Genomic DNA, 20985 nt, shown 5'->3' on the forward strand with positions numbered 1-20985 from the left:
GCATTCTGGGGCCCGTTTTCTTGGATGACTGGCGGCCTACAATCGGCGGCGGCGGCGGCGCCTTCTCGACGTGTTTTCGTTCTGCTCGGCATCATCGGTACCACCGCCCTGGCCACCGTCCTCCTCAAAGCTGAGTAGTGGCCCGGCCTGGCTAGCGCCTGGCGTCATACCTGAGGCCTGAGTAGGACCAGCTGCACCGGGTCGCACCGGGGCGGCTGTGCGCAGGGCCTCGCGGCCGAAGGGGCTGAAATGGTCTCGCAGCTGCTTGGCCTTTATGCCGACGTCGGTTCCCTTCACGCTGGTTTCCTGGTAGCGAAAGCTGCTACCCACCAGCACGCCCTTCGCATCGCGTTTCAGCGTGGCCTCAATCTCCTTATCCCTCAAGTGAGTTAGTAGCTTTTCGAGGGAGTTGATGCGCGGGTCGGCCAGCGCGGCGATGAGCACCTCACGCACGTAGCCGCGGGTCACCTGCTTGCCGGGGTCGAGGTCGTTAGTGGTGTGCCGACGTTCGGGCAGTTGCTGCAACCCTAGCTGCTCCCGAATCTTCAGCGTGGCCTTCACATTGCGAGCGTAGTTCTGGCTTGTATCGAGCGCAGGCCCGCCGTCCATAGGCACGCGATTGATATAGATGTGCACGTGAGGATGCTCCTTGTCCTTGTGCTCATAAACCGCTACTTGGTGCCGCTCTAGGCTCGCCCCCATCAGTTCGCAGTAGAGGGCTGCCGCCTTCAGCTTTTGCTCGCGGCTGACCTGCTCACCCGGGGCCCACGACAAGACCGTATGCCAAACCGGCTGCTGAATCCGGCTGCTCATGCTGGCCACCGCCTGCATCTCGGCCGCAATCTGGTGCGCGTCTTGGCTACCAATATTAGCCACGCTCAGCAACTCAGATTGCTTGTTAGTGCGGTCGGAACGCAGGCCTGCTCCATACTCCAGGGCACCCGTAAAATCATTTCCGGTAATGGTCTTGGCTATCATCGAAGAGTCTCCAGTAAGCGGTTCACTAAYTCATTCAGCGCCTCAATGCCGACCCCAGGCAACTTGCCGGCGTTGGCCAGCTTCGTGAGCTGGTTCAGGTTATTTCCTGCTCCACCCAACTGCCGGCGCAACTCAACGGGCACCCGTTCCACCACCGGCTTATCGAGTACTGCCCGGCGACAATATTCTGAAAAATTGAGGCCTGCTTTCTTCGCTTTAGCCTCAATCTTGCTTACTTCACCGGGGGTAGCACGGAAGCGTTTTATTACTTCTCTATTCTCTTTGGCTGGCTGCGATTGCGCTTCTGTCTCTTCCATTGTGGGCGGGGTCTGGGGTTGCCCCAGCAAGTCAACGGAGAAATAGCTTGCGTCAATTTCTCCGTTGACTTTGTGTACACGAACCGAAGGTTTGTGGCCACAAAGTCATGGCTTGCTGGATACGTTAGGGGTGTTTTAGCGAGCCGGCAGAGCATATCCGTCTACACTTGAATCGGGCTTGCTTAGTGTGTCTATAGGCAGCCATTTTTTATCAATCTATCAGAACTGTTACGTAACAGTTCTGATAGATTGATAAAAAACATGTTTGATAGTTATGAAAGCTTGTAGTTTGATACAAGACTTGTTTTTTAGTTTTTAAACTTGATGACATGTTTGACAGAAAACATACTTCGTGTTTTCGTAGATGTGTAGTATGATAATTTTTCAAGTTTTTTCCTAGGTAGTTTTACTCATGTCCGACTAACAAATATAACAACCTGTTAAAATCATTTTTAAATCTTTGTTCTCGTAACTGTTGCTTTTTGAATCAATCAAACTAGTTTTGTAACAGTGAAAGAGTGCAAGGATTTCTTCGACCAGTTCCAGCAGTCCCAGTTTTCCAATCTTTCATAACCCCAAAGCCTCGTTCGCATGAGCACCACCAAGTACATCTCCATCTCTTCCCAGAAGGGGGGCGTTGGTAAAACCACCATCAATATCCTGGCGGCTTCGGCCTTCCATTTTCTAGCTAAGCAGAAAGTGGCTGTCATTGACTGTGACTACCCCCAGCACTCATTAAAGAATCTGCGGGATAAGGAGTTAGAGCTATTGGCTAGTAGCCCTGAGAAGGCCGCTGAGTTCATGGCTATGGGCCAGCAAGCCTACCCAATCGAGTCTTGCCAAGTCAAAGACGCCCTAGGTATAGCCAAGGAGATGGATGGGGAGTTTGACTTAGTATTCATCGACACGCCCGGCACCATCAACATCGATGGCATCTTGGAACTGTGGAAGCAGCTGGATTACATCTTCATGCCGCTGGAATCCGACCGCCTGAGTGTTGAGGCTACTATCACCTACGCCCGCATGCTGGAGCACTTCGTGAAAGGCAAGCCGGATAGCCGATTAAAGGAGTGCTACGCCTTCTGGAACAAGCACATAAAGAGTGAGAAGCAGGACTTTTACGAGCGTACAGAGGAGTATTTCGCTGAGGAAAAAATCCCCTTCCTGAAAAGCCGGCTGGAGCATAGCGTGAACTACAAAAAAGACGCCATGCGCTCGACCATGTTCCCATTGGGTAAGGAGTTTCAGCGACTGGGTATCAGTGGATTGATTAAAGAAATGGCCGATACAATCTACGGACCTGCACCTGCTCAATCGCTTGAGGCAGTAGCAGCAAAAGGAGATAACTAAGCCCTTTAATCTGTCCGCATCATGTCTAAGAAGAACCCCACCGCGCCCGCTGTCGACCTGGCCAACGCAATGAATTTCGTCGCTACCCGCAATACTGCACCACCTGTCGCCCCAGCGCCTGCTCCAGCCGCCGCGCCTGACCCTACCCCCACTGTAGCCGTCGAGCCCACGCCCGTAGCTGCCGTTGAACCTGTGCCCGACCCAATTCCAGCTGCTGCCCCATCTCCAGAGCCGGAGCTGGTAGTTGACAATCCGTTAACTACAGGGAAAAAAGAGGCTGCCCCGACCGAATTGTTTGATTACGCCGGCGTCTTTCTAAAGCCCGTCCGTTCCCGCAAAACCAAGGCTATCTACGTGGACGAGGACCTGCACACTGCCTTGTCCACACTTACCCAGGCCGGTGGTGTCGGCCTGGCCGACCTGCTTATCAACATCGCCAATCACCACTTCGACACGTTTCGCCCAGCCATTCGCCAGTTTTTGAACGACCAGGAGAAGCTTAAGAAAAAGAAGCTACCCTACTAACCTACCCTCCTTTAAGGGATTCATTTTCACGCGCTTAAAACGAGCGTGTTAGCTACTGCTTTGTCCTTTTCCTACCATCCTTAATAAACAACAACCATGTTTAAAGCCATCTCGTGGGGCCAGTTTACCGGCGTTTTATTTCTGGGGCTGATACTCTATTATGCTTATGTAGGACTGACCTACTACCGCGCTGAGTTGCTGGGCTTGGCTAAGGGTAGGGGCAAGGCTGCGGATGATGCCCCGGCGCCAGTGCGACCTCTGTCATCGCTCATCGGCAGGGGCCCACTTATCGCTAAGCCCGCGCTTACGCCACCGGCTACCCCGCCCGAAGTGCCGGCACCCACTGTGCCCACGACTAAATCATCTGAAGAAGTAGGGGAGGGGCTGGATGAGGAACTGGAAGCTAACGAGGAAGAAGAAGACCTGATGGTTGATGAGGAAGACCAAGAGCTAGGTGACCTGCCAGCACTTGACCTGCCTACGGCTGATGGTTCAGGAAACTTTATTGATGGAAATTCAATCGAAAGTATTTCATTTGATGCAAAAGCAATTAATTTTACTCAACAAAACGGTACCAACTCGTTCCAGGATACCGAAATCGGGGTGGAACCCGCACTTGAGGAGTACGACCCCAGCCAAACCATTGGCGTTGCCCAGCTTGGCAACTACTTCGAGCGGGCTGCTGAGGGTCAGCTTACTCAGGATGATATAGTCGAGCAAGCACCCGTTCTGCAAAACACCAATCTGCTGATGGCCTTCTACCAAGCCAGCAATAAGAGCGCCCAGCGAACTACTGCGCACCTCTATGCCGGGATTGAAGAACCTGCCCTTGACTAAGTGATTTAGTAGCTTTTCATTTCATTTTTTTCGCTAATTCCATTCCTCAACTTTTCCCCAAGCCATGTTAAGCAACCTCACCAGCCGCGCCGCCAAGCGCATGAACAAAGCCCTCAGCACCGGCCTGCTCGTGCTGGGTACCACTAGTGCCGCCTTAGCCCAGGGTGGTCTGAACGCTGGCAAGCAGGGTATCCAAGATGCTACCACTGCCATTGCCGGTTACTTCGACCCAGCTACCCTACTCATCTACGCCATCGCGGCCATCGTGGGCCTGGTGGGTGCCATCAAGGTGTTCAGCAAGTGGAACTCGGGTGACCAGGATACGCAGAAGTCAGCCATGAGCTGGTTCGGTAGCTGCATCTTCCTAGTGGTCGTGGCCACGGTGCTACGCGCGTTCTTCTTGTAAGCCAATGGGCCACTACCCACTGAACAAGGGCATTAACAAGCCCATCGAACTCAAGGGGCTGGTGGGCTCGCGCTACATCTTCATGTTGGTTGCCGGCCTCGGCGGTGTGTTTTTGGGCTTCATTGTCCTGCGCATCGTCGGGGCCAACACGTACCTCTCGGTAGCGCTGGCCCTGGGTGGCGGCTTCGCCTGGGTAACGCGGGTATTTGCGCTCAGTGCCAAGTACGGCGAGCACGGCGCCATGAAGCTGCGCGCCAAGGGTCGTCAGCCCCAACGAATCGTCAGCCGTAACGCTCGCCTCTTCAAAGATTTAAAGCAGTCATGAGCAATCTCCTTCTCAACTCGGCTACGCTGGAAAACAAGCAGCCCATCTACAAGGTAGAGAGTAACTGCCTCATCAGTAAGAACGCCGATGTCACGGTAGCCTATCGCCTGGAGTTGCCCGAAATCTTCACGCTTTCGGCCGGCAACTACGAGTCGCTGCATTCCGCTTTCAGCAAGGGCGTCCGCATTCTGCCCAACCATACGGTGGTGCACAAGCAGGACTGGTTCGTGGAGGATAAGTACACGCCGGAGTTCGGGGAGGATGATACTATGCTCTCGCACGCCTACAACCTCCACTTTTACGAGCGGCCGTTTCTCAACCACCACTGCTATCTCTACCTCACCAAAACGTCTTCGGCCCGCGACTCATGGAATAGCATGAGCACCATGCTCTCTCGGTCCAACATCGTGCCCAAGGACATGATGAAGGACGAGGTGCTGAACGAGTTCTTCACCGCCGTGGGCCAATTTGTACGGGTGCTCTCCGATGCCGGCATTACCCTTACTCAGTTGACAGATGATGAGATTTGCGGCACCGATACCAAGACGGGCATTCTGGAAAAGTACCTGTCGCTGGACCTGCGCGACAAGTCGCCGGCGGTTGACATCGACTTCACCAATGGCCTGAAAGTGGGCCCTAGAGCGTGCAGCTGCTTCTCACTGGGCCGACTTGATGACCTGCCCTCCGCGCTGCAAACAGAGGGTAAGTACGGGCCCCTGAGCAAGGATAACTCTCCGTTCTACGTGGGCTTCGCTGCCCCACTGGCCTTGCTGCTGCCCGTCAACCACATCTACAACCAGTACGTGTTTGTGGATGACCACAAAAAGGCCATCAAGAAATTCGAGAAGAAGCGCGACAACATGAACTCGCTCTCGGGCACTTCCCGCGAGAATGCCATCAACAAAGAGTTCTATGACCGCTACCTGAACGAAGCCATCTCCGATGAAAAGCTAATCGTGCGGGCGCACGCCAACGTGCTGGCCTGGACCGAGAACCCCCACGAAGAAAAGGCCCTGCGCGAGGCGGTGGGCTCGGCCATCAACTCGCTCAACTGCGCGGCCCGGCAAAACACGGTCGATATCGGGGCGCTGTACTGGGCAGGCATCCCGGGCAATGCCGGCGACTTTCCCGGCGAAGAAAGCTTCTACACGTTCGAGGACGCCGCCACCTGCTTGTGGAACGTTGAAACCAACTACCGCGACTCCTCCAGCCCGTTCGGCATCAAGCTCAGCGACCGCATCAGCGGCAAGCCCGTGCACGTGGACTTGTCGGATGAGCCCATGAAGCAGGGCATCATTAAAAACCGCAACAAGTTCGTGCTGGGGCCCTCCGGCTCGGGCAAGTCGTTTTTCACCAACGGCATGGTGCGCCAGTACCACGAGCAAGGGGCCCATGTGCTGCTGGTGGACACCGGCAACAGCTACAAGGGGCTATGCGAGCTGAAAGGCGGAGTATACTTCACCTACGAGGAAGCCAAGCCCATCAGCTTCAATCCGTTCTACGTAGAGGGTCGGCCCGACGTGGAGAAGCGCAAAAGCCTGCACACCCTGATTTTGACGCTTTGGAAGCTGGCTGATGAGAAAGTCACGCAGTCGGAATCGGTGTCTATCTCGAATGCCATCGCTCAGTACTATCAGTTGCTGGAAAAGGAGCCGAGCCTCAAGGCCAGCTTCAACACGTTCTACGAGTTCCTGAGCGGACCTTACCGGGCCCACCTCGACACCGAGAAGGTGCGGGAGAAGGACTTCGACATTCACAACTTCCTCTACGTGCTCGCGCCTTACTACAGGGGAGGGGAGTACGACTACCTGCTCAACTCGGAGAAGCAGCTCAACCTTACTAAAGAATCGTTCATTGTCTTTGAGCTGGATAACATCAAAGACCACCCGATTCTCTTCCCGGTGGTGACCCTCATCATCATGGATACCTTCTTGCAGAAGATGCGCCAGCTTGATGGGGTACGCAAGATGATTCTGATTGAGGAAGCGTGGAAGGCGCTGGCCACGGCGAATATGGCCGAGTACATCAAGTACCTATTCAAGACCGTCCGCAAGTTCTTCGGGGAGGCCATCGTCGTGACCCAGGAGATTGAAGATATTATCGGCAACCCGATTGTGAAGGACACCATCATCAATAACTCGCATTGCAAAATAATGCTGGATATGAATGACTTCCTGAGCCGTTTCGATGACATTCAGCGCATGATGAGCCTCTCCGACAAGGAGAAGGACCTAGTGCTTTCCATCAACCGCAACAACCGCCCCGGCGCTAAATACAACGAGGTATTCATCACCCTAGGGGGGCGGGTATCGAAGGTGTATGGCGTCGAAGTGTCGAAGGAAGAATACGTGACGTACACCACCGAGCAGACCGAAAAAATGCAGCTGTTCAAGAAAGTGAACGACGGCATGGACATTTCCTCGGCCATCCAGGCCTACGCTGACGAGCTGCGCGCCGCCTAGCTTCCTTTTCCCCACCTCCCCATGAAAGCATGCAACCTCTTCCTCCTCGCCGGCCTGGCCACGCTGGCCACCAGCTGCGGGCAGGATGCCGCCTCGAAAAAGCTGGCCGATGATACCGAGGCCCGGGTAGTGGCCAGCATCAAGCAAGTGCTGGTGCAGGGCCCCGCCCAGGGCGACTTTACGAGCCAGGTGCACACCTGGTATCAGAGCGAGGTCCCCAATATCATCAAGCTCGACCCGAGCGCCGCGGCGGTCTACGAGAACCACGCTACCATTCTGAAGGAGGTGGCCACGAATGAGACTAAGCTGGCAAGTGACCCCATTCTGACGCCCGAGCAGGGCCAGGGTGTGCGGGCCACCTACCAAAAGCTTGTTGATGAGAGCACCACGAATGTGCAGCAGTTGACCAACCTGGCCAGTAGCAAAACCACTATGAGCGAAGCCGAGCAGCGGCAGTTCGTGGCCGGCCTGGCAACCAAGGAGAACCACCAGCTCCAACTGGTGCAGTACTTCAGCAAGCGTACGGCGGCCACCATCGACCAGAAAACGCGGCAGAAAAAGTCGCGGGAGTACAATCAGAAAGTGTGGGGCCACGAATAGCCCTACCCGAGTCTAACTAACCCCCTTGTAGGTGATGAAAAAAACACAGTTTACGCTGTGCCTGGCCGCGCTTTGCCTATTGAGCAAGCCCGCCGCCCACGCGCAGGCAATCGTTTCGGCCCCCGTCCTGGAAGGCACCAACTTTATTCAGACCGGCTTGCAGGCCACTTTGAAGGCCCTGAACGCCAAGGCAAACACGCTGGCCGATGATGGCGTGGTCGAGCAAGTGCTGACCAAGGGCTTCACTGAAAAGAACATGCTCCTGGCCAAGGACTGGTACGATGGGCTACTGGCCATCAGCAACACCATCAAGAAGTACCGGCGCGTGCAGCACATTTTCGAGCGTCAGACGGCCATAATCACCATCTACTCCAACTACATCAGCCAGTTCAAGGCGGACCCGAATCTGACCCCCAGCCAGGTCGGGGGCATGGTGAAGGGCTACACGACCCTGATTCAGGAGAGCGYTACCTACCTCGATGATTTGTCGGCCATCGTCTCGCCGGCGCAGTCGAAAATGACCGATGCCGAGCGGATGGAGCTCATTGATACGCTCGACGATAAGGTGACGCACCAGTACGACCTAGTGAGCTACTTCACGCGGCGCAACATGGCCATCTCGACGCAACAGGGCCAGGCGGCCAAAGATGCGGCGAAGCTGAAGGTCCTCTACGGCATCAAGTGATGAGAAAGCTCTTCACCATCGCCGTGCTGGGTGGCTTGGGACTGCTGGCCCGCCCCGCCCGCGCCCAGTTCGTGATATCGGCGCCCATCGCCGAGGGCCAGGCCACCAAGCAGGCCGGCCACCAGGGAATTCTAACCGTGCTCAAAGACCTGGGTAACACCATTGTCAAGAAGGGCAACGACACGCAGGCTGTCATCAAATCGCTGGAAGACCAGACCGTGCAGATGCACGACGAATGGTACAGCAGCCTGCTCAAAATCAACTCGGTAGTGAGCAATTACCAGCAGGTGAAATCCATCTGGAGCTACCAGAACCGCACGCTGAGCCTCTACACGCAGAACATCACCCAACTGCGCGGTAACCCTTACCTGACGCCCTCCCAGATTCAGGGCATGGTGAAGGGCTACACAGTGCTGCTGTCGGAAAACGTGGGGCTACTTGATGACCTGACCACCATCCTCACGCCGTCGGCAGCGAAGATGACGGACGCCCAGCGCCTCAAGTTCATCAACAAGATTTCCGATAAGGTAACCCATCAGTATCAGCTGGTTGCCTACTTCACCAAGCGCAACCAAGCCCTGGCCACCCAGCAGACTCAAAACGCCCAGGACACGCAAACGCTCAAAAAGCTCTACGGGCTCTAATCGCTATGACGTTATTCACCCTACTCCTCCAGGTTTCCATTCCGGTCAAGTCGCTTCAGGAGCTGCTCGACAACCTCTACAACGAGATGCTGCCCCTGTGCGCCGACCTCGTGAACGTGGGCCGTGCCCTAGGTGGGCTAGGCGCGCTGATTTTCATCGCCAGCAAGGTGTGGCGTCACCAAGCGGAAGGCTCGCCCATCGAGTTCTTTCCCTTACTGCGCCCCTTCGCTATCGGCCTGGCCATTTCCCTTTTCCCCTCCATGCTGGGCATCCTGAACGGCGTGCTGGGTGGGATTTCTAGCGCTACCTCCTCCATCGTCCTGACGCAGAACCAGGACATCATTCAGTTGCAGGCCCGCAAGACGGCCCTACTCGCGGCGCGGCCCGAAAATGCCCCCTACGAAGACGACGAGGCATTCGACAAGGAATTGGAGAGCAAGGATGTACTCGATTTCGGCGGCAAGGCCTCGCTCTACTTCGACCGCATGAGCTACAGCGTGCAGAAGAATTTTCGGGAGTGGATTCGCAATGTGCTGGAGCTGGCCCACGACTCGGCCGCACTGGTCATCAACACCATTCGCACCTTCTTCCTCATCATTCTGAGCATCATCGGGCCCATCAGCTTCGGCTTTGCCATCTGGCCGGGCTTCGAAAGCACGCTAACTAACTGGTTTTCACGCTACATCAACGTGTTCCTGTGGCTGCCGGTGGCCAACATCTTCGGAGCCATCATCGCCAAGATTCAGGTGATGATGCTCAACCTCGACATCGCCCAGATTCAGTCTAATGGTGACTTGGAAAAGGCCGATTACGGCTACATGATTTTCCTGGTGATTGCCATTGCCGGCTACTTCACCGTGCCATCGGTAGCAAGCTGGATAGTCTCGGCTAGCGGCCTGACCAACATCACTCGCTTCGCTTCCAATGCGGGGGGCGCTGCTGGCAGTATGGCCGCTGGTGCAGCCGGGGGCGTGGCTGGCCAGGTAGCCGGCCGGGCTATGGCCGCCGGGCGAGCCGTGTTCGGCGGTGGCCAGGGCAGCCAGCCGGCGGGCGGCGGCCAAGGTGGCAACGGTTACCAAAATACCAATAAAGCGGCTTAACCACTAATCCGATTCAGCATGTTTCGCTCCCTCAAAAACATCGACTCAGCTTACCAGCAGACGAAAACGCTGGCCTTGCTTTTCATGGTGCTGTGCGCCTTCGTGACGGGCTACTCGGTGTATGCCTCCCAGCGCTCGATACGTGATGCCCAGGGCCGCATCTACGTGCTCGCTCAAGGCAACCTCCTAGAAGCCGTTTCCCACAACGTGAAGGATAACCGCCCTGTCGAAGCGCAAGACCATGTGAAGCGCTTCCACGAGTTCTTCTTCACCCTCGACCCCGACGCCAAGGCCATCGAGCACAACGTGACGCAAGCGCTGTTTCTGGCCGATGAGAGTGCCAAGCGCGAGTACGACAACTTCAAAGAAAGTGGCTACTACAACAACCTGATTCAGGCCAATATCAGCCAGCACATCACGGTGGACAGCGTCACCATCAACCCGGCGACCTACCCTTACTACGCTAAGTGCTACGCTACTGAGCAGATTATTCGCTCCTCCAGCGTGACTACTCGCAACCTGGTGTCCGAGTGCTACCTGCGCGACGTCTCGCGGTCGAGCAACAACCCGCACGGCTTTTTGATGGAGCGCTGGCGCGTGCTGCAAAACATCGACCTCAGCACCCAGCCCCGCTAACACCTGACCGGTCGCCTTTTCCTCTTCCCTCATGAGCAAGCCCAAGCACACGCAAGAGTACCTGAATAAGCGTCGGATGATGCTGTTCATCCCCGTTCCTGGGGTAATCTGCCTGACCGTTCTCTTCTACCTGGGGGGCGGCGGAAAAGGCGTAACGGCGGCCACTACCGGCCCCAACGCCATGGCCAGCGGCATCAACCATACGCTGCCCTCCGCGGGCAAGTCGGCCTTGTTTGCCGATAAGATGGAAGCCGCCAATGCGCCCCAGGATAGCAGCCACCACAATAGCTTGGCCTTCGCGCCGGTCGCAAGCTCGCCGGCCCCAGCTGCGGCCGCCGCATCAGGTACGGCTGGGGCAGCCACGGCCGGCGGCACTGCTCCAAGTAGCGCCCAGCCAACCGGCCTCAACTACGCTGTACAGCCGGGCCAAACGGCCGGCCGCTACGACGCCAACGCTGACCCGAACGTAGTGGCCATGCAAACCCGGATGCAGCGCCTTCAGGAGCAAACCAGCACTCAGCCCACCAGTGCTCAGCCTACCTACGCTACCTCGTCGCCAGCCACCGCCAGCTCTCGCCAGGCCTCGGCCCCTATGGCTAACTCGCCACGCGATACGCGCATGGATGAGTCACTTAAGGAACTTGACCAACTCAAGAATCAGTACCAGCAGCGCCTGATGGGTATGAATGCGCCGGCTACGACCGCCGCGGTGGCCACGCCCGCCAGCACCGCGCCCAAAAAGGGTATGACGGTTATCACCCAGGTGCGCCCCACGGTGGTAAGTAGCCTGCGCACCCAGACCGCGCCCCAGGCCAACGGCTTTCACACGGTAGGGGAGGCGAGCCCCAGCAGTAACGTCAACTCGGTACCGGCCGTGGTCCACAATGACCAAGTGGTGGAGGCCGGCTCGACGGTTAAGCTGCGCTTGCTGCAAGATGTGCAGCTGGAGGGGCACCTGATTCCGCGCAACAGTTTCCTCTACGGCGTGTGCAGCATGAGCGGCAACCGTCTGAGCATCGCGGCCACGTCAGTGCAGTACCAGGGCAACCTGCTTCCCGTCAGTCTCAAGGCATTCGATATCGATGGGGGAGAGGGGCTCAACATTCCCGGCTCCATCGACCGCGACGCCCTCAAGCAGGGAGCCGCGCAGGGGGTAAGTGGAGCCGATATGCTCACCATGTCGCCCAGCCTGGGTGCACAGGCGGCCGGTATCGCTATTCAAACCGGTAAAGCCCTGACCGGCCGCAAGATTAAGACGGTAAAGATTCATCTCAAAGCCAATTACCAGCTCCTGCTTAAATCATGAAAACGCCCTTCTTTCTCGTTTGCCTCGGCCTGGCCACGCTCACGCTGCCCGCTGCCGCCCAAAAGTCTACCCACCGCCGGCATCGCTCGGCCGCTAGCCAGGTAGCCACCAGTAATAACAATGGTATCCTGGGTGCTGGCCCACTGCACGTGGCCAACGCGACCTACCTCACGGCGGCTGCCCCCGTCTCGACGCAAAAAATCCTGGCTCTTCAGGAGCAGAACTACATCGGCTCTTACCGCATGACGGTCGGGTTTCAGAAGACTACCCACCTGATTTTCCCCTACGCTGTGTCGTATGTGGACCTAGGCAACGGCGRCATCATTGCCGACAAGGCCCAGGGAGCGGAAAACATCGTGAAGGTGAAGGCCAGCCAGCAAGGCTTTCCCCAAACCAACATGACCGTAGTTACGACCGACGGCCGCCTGTACTCTTTCATCGTGGACTACGATGCCAATCCCAGGGTGCTGAACTACAACCTGGCGGCTACCGACGTTTCGACTTCTTCGGCCGTGGTGCCGCTGGCCCACCTCTCCAACTCCAGCGTGACGCAAAGCGACCTGGAAAACTACTCGAAAGAGGTATTGGAAAAGCGCAAGGGACCGCACGTGCGTGAGCAGAAGGATAACATTACCCTAGCCATGCAGGGCCTTTACACTGAAGACGATATGTTCTTCTTTCCCCTGCATTTAGCCAACAGCTCAAACATCGGCTACGATGTAGATTTCATCAAGTTCTACATCCGCGACAAAAAGGTGGCCAAGCGCACGGCCTTACAAGAGTCGGAGTTGACGCCGGTATTCGTCTACAACGCCAAGCAAACCACTATTCCCGGCCCAGGCCAGGTAGACCAAGTGTACGCCCTGCACAAGTTCACCATTCCCGACGATAAGAACTTGGTAGTCGAGATGTTTGAGAAGGGCGGCGGCCGGCAATTGTCTTTCGTAGTAGGCAATTCTGACATCCTCAAGGCTCGCAAGCTCAAGAAGTAGCTTAGCTTAGCTATCCAACGTGAGTCCTCCATAGAATAGGCCATGGTTAAGAGTTTAGTCCAAAATTTAAACGTTCGTCCCGGATGAAGGCCACCACTGGGGCTCTTCTATAACGAAGTGCAGCGCATCAGTGGACGCGCTTCTCACCTTGAAGTAGGGATGCGCTGCATGCTTAGCAACAGTCTTTTACTTGTTTTGGCACCTAGCCGAACCGCAACGAGCAGACCCATTGGCCCGCTCGTTGCGGTTCGGCTAGGTGCCGCTGGTTAGTTAATTCGCGGGGGCGTGGCCAAAATGCTCCTGTAGCACCTGATTGACTTTCTCGCGGGTGAGGGGCTTGGTGAGGTAGCCGGCAATGGGCAGGCCCTGCATCTGCTCCACGTCTTTGGAGTTGAGGGAGGTGGTGAGCATGATGATGACCACGGCCGGATTGTCGGCGGGCGGGCGCTGGGCATAGGCCTGCAGGAACTCGAAGCCATTCATGCGCGGCATTTTCATGTCAAGCAAAATAAGGGCTGGACAGGTGGGCGTGGCGACCGGCGCGCAGTGGGTGTGCAGCAAGCGGAGAGCTTCCTGGCCATTACCGGCGACTAGCACCGTGTCGGTGACGGCCATGCGCTGGAGCAAGGTCTGGTTAAGGAAGTTGGTGGTGTCGTCGTCGTCAACGAGCAAGGTGCAGGAAATAGCAGCCATGAGCAGAGAATGAAGCTGGGGATGGGTTAGGCGGCTGGCGCCGCGCCGTGGGGCAGGTGCACGAGAAAGGTGGTGCCGGCCCCGAGCTGGCTGTGCACCTCGATGCGGCCGCCGGCGTTCTCGACTATGCGCTTGACCATGTACAGGCCAATTCCCGTGCCCTCGACGTGGTCGTGGAGCCGCTGGAACATGCCGAAGAGCTTGGGCTGTTGCGCCGCGTCGATGCCCAGGCCATTGTCGTGCACTTCGAGCACGGTGTGGCCGGACCGCACGTGGGCCCGCACGTCCACGTGCGGGCTGCGGTCGGGCGAGCGGTACTTCAGGGCGTTGCTGAGCAGGTTGTAGACGATGCTGCGCAGGTTCTTCTCGGAGAACTGCACGGGCGGCTGGGTCCCGACGTCCACCACGAGTTTGGCCTTGGTTTCCCGCAGGAGCGGTTCCAAGTCCTGGCGCACGTCTTCGACCACAGCGGCCAGGTTGACGGCTTCGGCTTCTTGCGCGTGTTCGTTTTGGAGCTTGGAAACATCGGTCAGGTGGCCGATGGTGCGCTTGAAACGGTCCACTGAATCGAGCATGCGCGTGAGCGTGGAGCCGACCAGGGCGTCCTGGGCCACGGCGGCGGGCAACTCCTCCTGCAGCAGGTAGAGCAGGCCTTCGATGTTGGAAATGGGCGCTTTGAGGTCGTGKGAAGCCGTGTAGATGAAGTTATCCAGGTCGACGTTGGTGCGGGTGAGCTGGCTGTTAGTGGTGCCCAGTTCCGTGGTCAGGCGCTGCAGGGCCAGCTCGGCCAGCTTCTGCTCGTGCACGTCCACCACGGCCCCCACCATGCCCTCGTAGGCGCCGGTCTCATCGTAGCGGGGCAGGCCCTGGTCCGTCACCCAGCGGTAGGCGCCATCGCGCTGCCGCAGCCGAAACAGGTAGCTGAAGGGCTCGCGCCGGTCGTTGGCGGCCAGGAAGGCGGCCCCCGCGCCGGGGGCGTCGTCGGGGTGCACGGCGTTGGTCCAGCCCAGGCCCAGTCCTTCGGCCTGGGTTTGGSCGGTGGTGGCGTACCAGCGCGCGTTGAGGTAGGTGCAGTTGCCCGCGGGGTTGGTCACCCAGAGCGCGCCGGGTACGTGGTCGGCCAGCCGCTGAAACGAGGTTTCCCGGGCTTCCACCACGCGCCGGGCCTGCACCTGGTCGGTGACCTCGTTACCGAACATGAGGATGCCGTCCACGAGGCCCTGGTCGTTGCGGCGGGCCTGGAAGGTGAAGGTGAAGTAGAGGTCTTCCAGCGGCCCGTCGGGGGTGCGGGTCATCTGCAAGGGCATTTCCTGCGCCACGAAGGGGGTACCCGTGTCGTACACCTCGTCCATGGTTGTTTCAATGGACGTGCCGACCAGCTCCGGCAGGGCTTCGAGCACGGGCTTGCCGAGCAGTTCCCGGCCGGGAAACATGCGCTGGTAGACCGGGTTGGCGAGCTGGAAGACGTGCCGGGGTCCGTCGAAGATGACGATGGGCGCCGGGGCCTTCATGAAGAGCTGGTGCAGTTGCTCGCGCTCGGCCTCGCGCTGCCGGCGGGCGAGCACCAGCTCGGTCACATCGTAGGCGAAAATGGAGATGCCCGCCACGGCGCCGTGTTCGCGGTAGGCCTGGTAGGTGAAGTTGAAGTACCCGGTGCGGGGCGCCTGGCCTGGCGGTGGCGCAGGTGTGAACGGCACTTCCTGGCCAAAATAAGTTTCACCGGTCTGGTACACGCGGTTCATCAGGGCCACGAAGCCCTGGGCCGCCAGCTCGGGCACGGCGTCGGCCACGCTCAGGCCCACGAGCGGGCGGCCGGGAAAGAAGGCCTGGTAGGCGGGGTTGACGTACTCGTAGCGGTGGCCGGGCTCGCGCAGCAGGGCCACTACCCCCGCCGTTTGCTCAAACACCTGATAGAGCGTGTCTCGTTGGTCGGCCTGCTGCCGGGCGGCAGCCAGCAGGTCGGCCTGCAGGGCCAGGGCTTCCTGGGTCCGCGCCTGCACGCGGGTTTCCAGCTCCTGGTTGAACTGCTCCAGCTGCTGGCGGGCGCGCACCTGCGCGGTGACGTCGGTGCCAATCGTGAAAATGCCGGTAATGTGGCCGTCGGGCCCGCGCTGGGGCTCGAAGACGATGTTCCAATACACCTGCTCTGGCCGCCCGTGGCGGAGCAGGGTGGTGGCCTGTTCGTAGGCCGTGTGGGGGTTGCCGGTGGCGTACGCTTGCTCAAAAATGGCCACGACTTCGGGCGTGGCGGCTTCGGGCAGCGCCTCAAATACGGGCCGGTTCAGCACTTGCTCGAGGGGACGCCCCCAAATGGCGAGCGTGGTGGCGTTGGCCATCGCGACCCGGTGCTCGGGCCCGCTGTACACGGCCACGGCCACCGGGGCCTGTTCGATGAAGTCCTGGAAGTGCGTGCGCTGCTGCTCGGCCTCGGCGCGGGCGGCCCGCTCGGCGGCCTGGCTTTCGCGTAGGGCCAGCTCGACGGCGCTGCGGTCCTGGTCGGACGTATCGGTGAAGCTGACGACGAGTTGCTCGCCGCTGCGCCGGGCGGCCAGGCGGAAGTAGTTGTCGAGCCCGTCGGCCTGGTAGTTGACTTCGTGCCGGCCGGCGTCCCCGTCGGCGTAGGCGCGCCGGTAGTAGGCCAGGATGCCGGCGGAAATGGCGGATGGAAAGCGGGTGAGCAACGTGCCGCCGGGCTGGGCCGGGAGGCCGGTCATGCGCTGGCCGGCGAGGTTGAGGTACTCGATGGCAAAATCTTCGATTTCCCCGGCCGGGTCGTAGACTGGGCGCAAGACGTTGACGCCCGTGAGCGAGACGTCGAGCAGGTCGTACAGCATGCTATCGGCGAAGGAAGGGGCAGTTGGGGCGGGGGAACTGGGAGCCATGAAGCGACGGGGAAGGCGGTAAGCAGGAGCAACCCAGCGTAAAGGCTACCAGCAGCCATTTAACAATCATGAAGTACGGAAGCTGGGCTGCAGCAACCGGACTAGCCAAGAAAGAAAACGAGAAAGCCAGTTCGAAGCTCGGCCGTTTAACTTTCGGACCAAACTTTTAACCGAGGCCAGAATAGGGCGTAGCACTTTGCTACACCCTATTCTGTTTTTATAGCAGAAACAATCTGCCGACGTTACGTAGCTTAGCTACCCCAACGGCTTCACTCTCCCTTGACCATGCGCAAGTTCTTGGTTTTTCTGGCCGCTGCTATCTACCTGCTGAGCCCATTTGGGCCCCACTGGGGACCGCTGGTGGTGGCACTAGGCATCTTCTTGGTAGTATTCAATTTTCTCATTAAAGCGGTTCCCAAACGCCGCCACCGCTAGTGCACGACCTATGTTTTCCACCTTCAGCCTAGTTACTTTCCTGCAAATACTTCTCGGTTCCTTCGTGCTGGGGTATCTAGGCTGCGCGCTACTGGAGCAATTCGGGTTCAAAATCAAGCGCTGAAGTCTAGGAGCTACTAGTGCCTGACTTTTTATATTTACTGACCGGCATTGTTGTCGGTCAGTTTTCGTTTGTGCTAGTCAATAAGCAGATGCGGCCTAGTGCTTAGGCAGCTGGCACATCGCATTATCACCTCCGTAACGCCGCCAGCGATTGAGTTGACTTCCTCATGGACGTGCAGGGTATCCTCTCCGCAAGCGGTGCAGTCGAGCAACTCAGCACTTTCAATCATTTCTTCCAGGAAGGCTAGTTCGTCGGCTTGCATAGGATTTAAGGGTGGTTAATGGGGTCGGAGTCAATGCGTGTTAAATATAGTCTTATCAGCTCCCTATTTGTGCCAGCTGCTGTTCCAAGTCGGTAATCATGGCCTGCGTGCTGGCGATAGCCTCTGGGCGGGTTTGCTCATCATACACTGCACTGGTTTTGACAAATGCCAACGTACCCCGGGCGTCTTCCAGCCCGCTTAGCAGCCGGCGGCGCTCCCCTTCTACACTCACCCCGGTTTTAGTAAAGAGAAGGGTCGTTTGCTTGGATTTGGCAGACTTTGCTGCTGGCGTCAGCTTTGTTTTCAGATAGGCGGGTAGTAGGTAATCATCGGTTAAGGCCTTGTAGATGGCCCCCGCCTCTTTTTTAACCTTGCCGCCCTGCACTTGGGCGCGCACTGTGGCCAGCACGTAGTGGATGTAGCCTTCCTCATATTTGCCAGTCGCCAGCTTCTCCCGCACTGTCTCCAGACTCTTGGCTGCTACCCCTAGGTCGAGTAGCGCCTGGGCCCACTGTTCAACCTCGGCCACCGGTAATTCCAATGGCTGGACCCCACCAGGCGCAAACAGGAAGCGAATGGAGTCAACCGCGCGGCCTTCCTTGAGCAACTCATATGTGAAAGGCAAATCCGTCTGGGCCAACTCCTTTTGGGCGGGCTCCAGCACCCGGGCCTTAAAATGGTCGAAACGGTCGACGTATTCATCAGTGAAGCCCAGGATGTGCCGTAGCTCGTCTACCCCCACCGTTCGCTTGCCAAAGGCCACATACTCGCGGAGCAGCCAATAAATGCGGTGCGAGGTAGGTCGCTTAATCTTGAGCAACTGGCTGAGTTGGGCCTTGGTAAAATTACTCGTTAGCTCCAGCAGGTAGGGCCGTAGGTGGTCGTTGAAGACGGCTTCGACGATACCTTCCTTTTTCAAGTAAAGGGCCTTGCCCATTAGCGGAAAACCCTGAATATCTGGTTGCTTAACCCGCTCCCCATTGGGACCCAAAATTTCCAGCAACAGGATACGGGACAACATCCGCGTCACCATTTCCCGCACGTCCGCATAGACCGTGGCGCTGCTGCTATCGGGACAAATTTCCTTCACCGTAATCCGGCATACGGGTAGACTGGTATCCTCCCGACTGATGCGGCTAAGCATGGCTAGGAAGAAACGCATTTCAAGGGCTGACATGGTAAAACCGGCGTTTACCAATGCATTATGCTGCACAACCAATGGGTTGTTGGTCGCAACAGTAGGGAGAAGCTTCTTGGCCATGAGGAGGGTAAGCGAGCCAGGTAAAGATACATGTCTACCCTTGTTCATCCCACAACTTTTTTTCCTTGTGGGGGAATCGCTCCGTTTTTGTGGGGCCAATACCTTGTTTCTACTCCGTTTTTGTGGGGGAATCGCTCCGTTTTTGTGGGGATTCGCTCCGTTTTTGTGGGGGAATCGCTCCGTTTTTGTGGGATGAACCCCGTGTAATAATCTTTAAATCAATGCTTTATGGCGAACGTAAACTATATAAACTTCTATAAAAGGCTTAAACTTGCTGTTATTTTAGCAGTATTTCTTAATATTCTATGCTCCAGATAGTTAACTGCCAATAAATGAAGAGTAGTTTCAGGGCGTCCCGACTCCGTTTTTGTGGGAGATATTAATAAAAGGCCACTTAGAAGCCGGGGAGGCACTTTGTATTGACTTTACTCCCCACAAAAACGGAGTGGCCTGTGGCTTGAGCCAAGGCCGGCTTACCGTTTCGTTGATAAGTATTGCCAATAGCAACTGGAATTTCCTGAAAAGTTGATTGGAGCATCGTGTGGAGTCACGGTCGGTTGTCTTGCTTAGAAAATGCCTGCCGCTTTTGTAAGCAGATGGAATTAGTCAGTACCAGTCATGCAGGCAGTAGTGGAATAACATCTCCTATCAGGGGTAGCGCAAGAGTAAGAACAGAAATTCCCGTTAGGGCAGTTGAGCGAGCTGTTCTTCCAAACTGGTCGGGTCGCGTAGCGGCCGCAGCTGTCCGGCCGCAATGCCCTCGGGCAAGGTAAAATCGTAGCGCCCCAGCATGTTGATGTGCTCGTGCAGCAAGGGCGAGAGCCGGGCCACGTCGCCTGGTTCCGGCGGTTCGGCGGCCGCCTGGTGCTGTTCCAGCGCTTGTTGCAGGTAGCGCGTGTTCCACAGCACCAAAGCGTTGACGACCAGACCCAGGGCTCCTAGCTGGTCCTCCATGCCCTCGTGGTAGCGCTGGCGCAGTTCGCCCTTCCTGCCGTGGAAGACGGCCCGGGCCACCGCGTGGCGCCCCTCGCCCCGGTTGAGTTGGACCAGGATGCGCCGGCGATAGGCCTCGTCCTGCACGTAGGCCAGCAGGTAGAGCGTTTTCTCTACCCGCCCAACCTCGGCCACGGCCCGCCCCAGACCGGAAAGGGAGCCGGCCCGCTGCAGCGTGCGCATAACGGCCGTGGCCTTGACCTTGCCCAGTTTGAGCGAGCCGGCCAGCCGCAACATATCGTCCCAGTGCTCGGCGATGAGTCGGGTGTTAAGCACGTGGCGGCTTAGGTCGTTGAGGTCGCCATAGTCGTCTTCCTTGCTCATCCGCCAGAAGCGCTGGTCCGGCAGGTCGGCCAGGCGGGGGCTGAAGCGGAAGCCCAGCAACGAAAACAGGCCAAACACCACCTCGCTGTAGCCGTGGGTATCGGCCATGATTTCGCGCGGGTCCAGGCTGGTTTGCTGCTCCAGCAGCCCGGCCAGGATGAAGAGCGAGTCGCGCAGGGTGCCGGGAATGACAATGCCGTGGAAGCCCGTGAACTGGTCGCTGGTGAAGTTGTAGTAGGGGTTGCGTTAGTAGTTGGACAAAGAATTACGCTAAGGCGGAAAACAAGAAGAATCGGCCTTGGACTTCCAGCGCGGGAAGCTGCGCTTGAGCAGGGCCATGTGCCAAGAACGGCAGGTCGCTTTAGCCGTTATTCGACTAGTCGGGGCACTTGGTATAGGGTACCAGAAAGCTGCAAAAAGGGCCTAGCGGGTACTTTGATTACCGCTATGGGTTTCGGGTACCAGGTTTTGTCGGGTTGATAGCCCGAAAGAGGCAGCAAGTAGCTGGTACCCGAAATCCCTCGTTTTTGTGCTCCTATTCATGCGCTCAATGCGAAGCTGGATAAAAGGCAAAGCCACCTACTGGCCAAGGCAAATGGGGGAAGAAAGGAATGGAAATCTATTCCAAACAAACTGTTTACCAGCTCTTTATTTGCTTACCGTAATTCTTTGTCCAGTTACTAACGCAACCCCCACTAGCAGACCGCCTACCGGCAGCAGGGCCAGGGCCCACGAGTGGGCCTCACGCCAGCGCGTCACCCATTCCAGACTGACTAAAAAGCCGGCCGAAGCGGTTCCGGCCAACGCGCCGACCAAGCTCGCCAGCAGCAGCCAGCGTAGCATAAACC

Annotated in this window: 19 protein-coding genes and 1 pseudogene; 14 read left to right on the forward strand and 6 right to left on the reverse strand. The window is 57.6% G+C overall.

The window, feature by feature from the left end; translation table 11 throughout:
- Positions 1 to 36 precede the first annotated feature (36 nt).
- Both EAH73_RS20505 and EAH73_RS20510 read right to left on the reverse strand, forming a co-directional pair.
- The gene (locus EAH73_RS20505; RefSeq protein WP_140469308.1) at positions 37 to 978 is read right to left on the reverse strand and encodes a relaxase/mobilization nuclease domain-containing protein; all 942 of its coding nucleotides are present in this window, start codon (positions 976 to 978) and stop codon (positions 37 to 39) included.
- On the reverse strand, positions 975 to 1295 hold the full coding sequence (locus tag EAH73_RS20510) for a MobC family plasmid mobilization relaxosome protein (protein WP_140469309.1): 321 nt from the start codon (positions 1293 to 1295) through the stop codon (positions 975 to 977). The genes EAH73_RS20505 and EAH73_RS20510 overlap by 4 nt, the downstream gene beginning before the upstream one ends.
- A gap of 591 nt (positions 1296 to 1886) precedes the next feature.
- Between EAH73_RS20510 and EAH73_RS20515 the strand changes: the two genes are divergently transcribed.
- From EAH73_RS20515 to traN, 13 genes are all read left to right on the forward strand, one after another.
- Positions 1887 to 2645 (forward strand): ParA family protein, encoded by a 759-nt coding sequence (locus EAH73_RS20515; RefSeq protein ID WP_140469310.1) that lies wholly within the window; start codon positions 1887 to 1889, stop codon positions 2643 to 2645.
- Between the two features lie 21 nt (positions 2646 to 2666).
- Complete coding sequence (locus EAH73_RS20520; RefSeq protein ID WP_140469311.1) at positions 2667 to 3170, forward strand: DUF3408 domain-containing protein; 504 nt, start codon at positions 2667 to 2669, stop codon at positions 3168 to 3170.
- A 96-nt stretch (positions 3171 to 3266) separates the two neighbouring features.
- Positions 3267 to 4007 carry a hypothetical protein gene (locus EAH73_RS20525; protein WP_140469312.1) on the forward strand — a complete coding sequence of 247 codons (741 nt, stop codon included), beginning with the start codon at positions 3267 to 3269 and terminating at the stop codon, positions 4005 to 4007.
- A 100-nt stretch (positions 4008 to 4107) separates the two neighbouring features.
- Positions 4108 to 4413, forward strand: coding sequence for a DUF4134 domain-containing protein (locus EAH73_RS20530; protein ID WP_140469367.1), 306 nt, complete (start codon positions 4108 to 4110; stop codon positions 4411 to 4413).
- Between the two features lie 4 nt (positions 4414 to 4417).
- On the forward strand, positions 4418 to 4738 hold the full coding sequence (locus EAH73_RS20535) for a DUF4133 domain-containing protein (RefSeq protein ID WP_140469313.1): 321 nt from the start codon (positions 4418 to 4420) through the stop codon (positions 4736 to 4738).
- The gene (locus EAH73_RS20540) at positions 4735 to 7200 is read left to right on the forward strand and encodes a TraG family conjugative transposon ATPase (protein WP_140469314.1); all 2466 of its coding nucleotides are present in this window, start codon (positions 4735 to 4737) and stop codon (positions 7198 to 7200) included. The genes EAH73_RS20535 and EAH73_RS20540 overlap by 4 nt, the downstream gene beginning before the upstream one ends.
- A gap of 21 nt (positions 7201 to 7221) precedes the next feature.
- A complete protein-coding gene (locus EAH73_RS20545; RefSeq protein WP_140469315.1) occupies positions 7222 to 7800 on the forward strand; it encodes a hypothetical protein in 579 nt (192 codons plus the stop codon).
- A 34-nt stretch (positions 7801 to 7834) separates the two neighbouring features.
- Complete coding sequence (locus EAH73_RS20550; protein ID WP_140469316.1) at positions 7835 to 8485, forward strand: hypothetical protein; 651 nt, start codon at positions 7835 to 7837, stop codon at positions 8483 to 8485.
- Positions 8485 to 9129, forward strand: a complete 645-nt coding sequence (locus tag EAH73_RS20555; protein WP_140469317.1) for a hypothetical protein — start codon at positions 8485 to 8487, stop codon at positions 9127 to 9129. Before EAH73_RS20550 ends, EAH73_RS20555 begins: the two co-directional genes overlap by 1 nt.
- 5 nt (positions 9130 to 9134) lie before the next feature.
- Positions 9135 to 10229, forward strand: coding sequence for a conjugative transposon protein TraJ (traJ, locus tag EAH73_RS20560; protein ID WP_140469318.1), 1095 nt, complete (start codon positions 9135 to 9137; stop codon positions 10227 to 10229).
- Positions 10230 to 10247: 18 nt separating this feature from the next.
- Entirely contained in the window at positions 10248 to 10865 is a 618-nt protein-coding gene (gene traK, locus EAH73_RS20565; protein WP_140469319.1) for a conjugative transposon protein TraK, read from the forward strand.
- 31 nt (positions 10866 to 10896) lie between these two features.
- A complete protein-coding gene (gene traM / locus EAH73_RS20570) occupies positions 10897 to 12171 on the forward strand; it encodes a conjugative transposon protein TraM (protein ID WP_140469320.1) in 1275 nt (424 codons plus the stop codon).
- Complete coding sequence (traN, locus tag EAH73_RS20575) at positions 12168 to 13163, forward strand: conjugative transposon protein TraN (RefSeq protein ID WP_140469321.1); 996 nt, start codon at positions 12168 to 12170, stop codon at positions 13161 to 13163. The genes traM and traN overlap by 4 nt, the downstream gene beginning before the upstream one ends.
- Before the next feature lie 270 nt (positions 13164 to 13433).
- Here traN and EAH73_RS20580 read toward each other — a convergent pair whose 3' ends face one another.
- Together EAH73_RS20580 and EAH73_RS20585 are read right to left on the reverse strand one after the other, a co-directional pair.
- Entirely contained in the window at positions 13434 to 13856 is a 423-nt protein-coding gene (locus EAH73_RS20580) for a response regulator (protein WP_140469322.1), read from the reverse strand.
- Between the two features lie 26 nt (positions 13857 to 13882).
- Positions 13883 to 16738 carry a PAS domain-containing protein gene (locus tag EAH73_RS20585; protein WP_140469323.1) on the reverse strand — a complete coding sequence of 952 codons (2856 nt, stop codon included), beginning with the start codon at positions 16736 to 16738 and terminating at the stop codon, positions 13883 to 13885.
- A 285-nt stretch (positions 16739 to 17023) separates the two neighbouring features.
- On the opposite strand from EAH73_RS20585, the gene EAH73_RS23225 reads away from it, so the two are divergent.
- Positions 17024 to 17173 carry a hypothetical protein gene (locus tag EAH73_RS23225; protein WP_161599624.1) on the forward strand — a complete coding sequence of 50 codons (150 nt, stop codon included), beginning with the start codon at positions 17024 to 17026 and terminating at the stop codon, positions 17171 to 17173.
- 441 nt (positions 17174 to 17614) lie between these two features.
- Here EAH73_RS23225 and EAH73_RS20590 read toward each other — a convergent pair whose 3' ends face one another.
- Both EAH73_RS20590 and EAH73_RS20595 read right to left on the reverse strand, forming a co-directional pair.
- On the reverse strand, positions 17615 to 18820 hold the full coding sequence (locus EAH73_RS20590; RefSeq protein ID WP_161599625.1) for a replication initiation protein: 1206 nt from the start codon (positions 18818 to 18820) through the stop codon (positions 17615 to 17617).
- A 684-nt stretch (positions 18821 to 19504) separates the two neighbouring features.
- A pseudogene (locus tag EAH73_RS20595) lies at positions 19505 to 20374 on the reverse strand (Tn3 family transposase); the annotation flags it as partial.
- Between the last annotated feature and the right edge of the window lie 611 nt (positions 20375 to 20985).

This window comes from Hymenobacter nivis, assembly GCF_006439025.1.
In the GTDB taxonomy this organism is placed as follows: domain Bacteria; phylum Bacteroidota; class Bacteroidia; order Cytophagales; family Hymenobacteraceae; genus Hymenobacter; species Hymenobacter nivis_A.

Excerpts from the sequence above, each read along its gene's own strand:
- EAH73_RS20590 (WP_161599625.1), bottom strand. The coding sequence starts at position 18,820 with ATGGCCAAGAAGCTTCTCCCTACTGTTGCGACCAACAACCCATTGGTT.
- traM (WP_140469320.1), top strand. The coding sequence starts at position 10,897 with ATGAGCAAGCCCAAGCACACGCAAGAGTACCTGAATAAGCGTCGGATG.
- traK (WP_140469319.1), top strand. The coding sequence starts at position 10,248 with ATGTTTCGCTCCCTCAAAAACATCGACTCAGCTTACCAGCAGACGAAA.
- EAH73_RS23225 (WP_161599624.1), top strand. The coding sequence starts at position 17,024 with ATGCGCAAGTTCTTGGTTTTTCTGGCCGCTGCTATCTACCTGCTGAGC.
- EAH73_RS20505 (WP_140469308.1), bottom strand. The coding sequence starts at position 978 with ATGATAGCCAAGACCATTACCGGAAATGATTTTACGGGTGCCCTGGAG.
- EAH73_RS20535 (WP_140469313.1), top strand. The coding sequence starts at position 4,418 with ATGGGCCACTACCCACTGAACAAGGGCATTAACAAGCCCATCGAACTC.
- EAH73_RS20530 (WP_140469367.1), top strand. The coding sequence starts at position 4,108 with ATGAACAAAGCCCTCAGCACCGGCCTGCTCGTGCTGGGTACCACTAGT.
- EAH73_RS20555 (WP_140469317.1), top strand. The coding sequence starts at position 8,485 with ATGAGAAAGCTCTTCACCATCGCCGTGCTGGGTGGCTTGGGACTGCTG.
- traJ (WP_140469318.1), top strand. The coding sequence starts at position 9,135 with ATGACGTTATTCACCCTACTCCTCCAGGTTTCCATTCCGGTCAAGTCG.
- EAH73_RS20580 (WP_140469322.1), bottom strand. The coding sequence starts at position 13,856 with ATGGCTGCTATTTCCTGCACCTTGCTCGTTGACGACGACGACACCACC.
- EAH73_RS20540 (WP_140469314.1), top strand. The coding sequence starts at position 4,735 with ATGAGCAATCTCCTTCTCAACTCGGCTACGCTGGAAAACAAGCAGCCC.
- EAH73_RS20525 (WP_140469312.1), top strand. The coding sequence starts at position 3,267 with ATGTTTAAAGCCATCTCGTGGGGCCAGTTTACCGGCGTTTTATTTCTG.
- EAH73_RS20520 (WP_140469311.1), top strand. The coding sequence starts at position 2,667 with ATGTCTAAGAAGAACCCCACCGCGCCCGCTGTCGACCTGGCCAACGCA.
- EAH73_RS20545 (WP_140469315.1), top strand. The coding sequence starts at position 7,222 with ATGAAAGCATGCAACCTCTTCCTCCTCGCCGGCCTGGCCACGCTGGCC.
- EAH73_RS20515 (WP_140469310.1), top strand. The coding sequence starts at position 1,887 with ATGAGCACCACCAAGTACATCTCCATCTCTTCCCAGAAGGGGGGCGTT.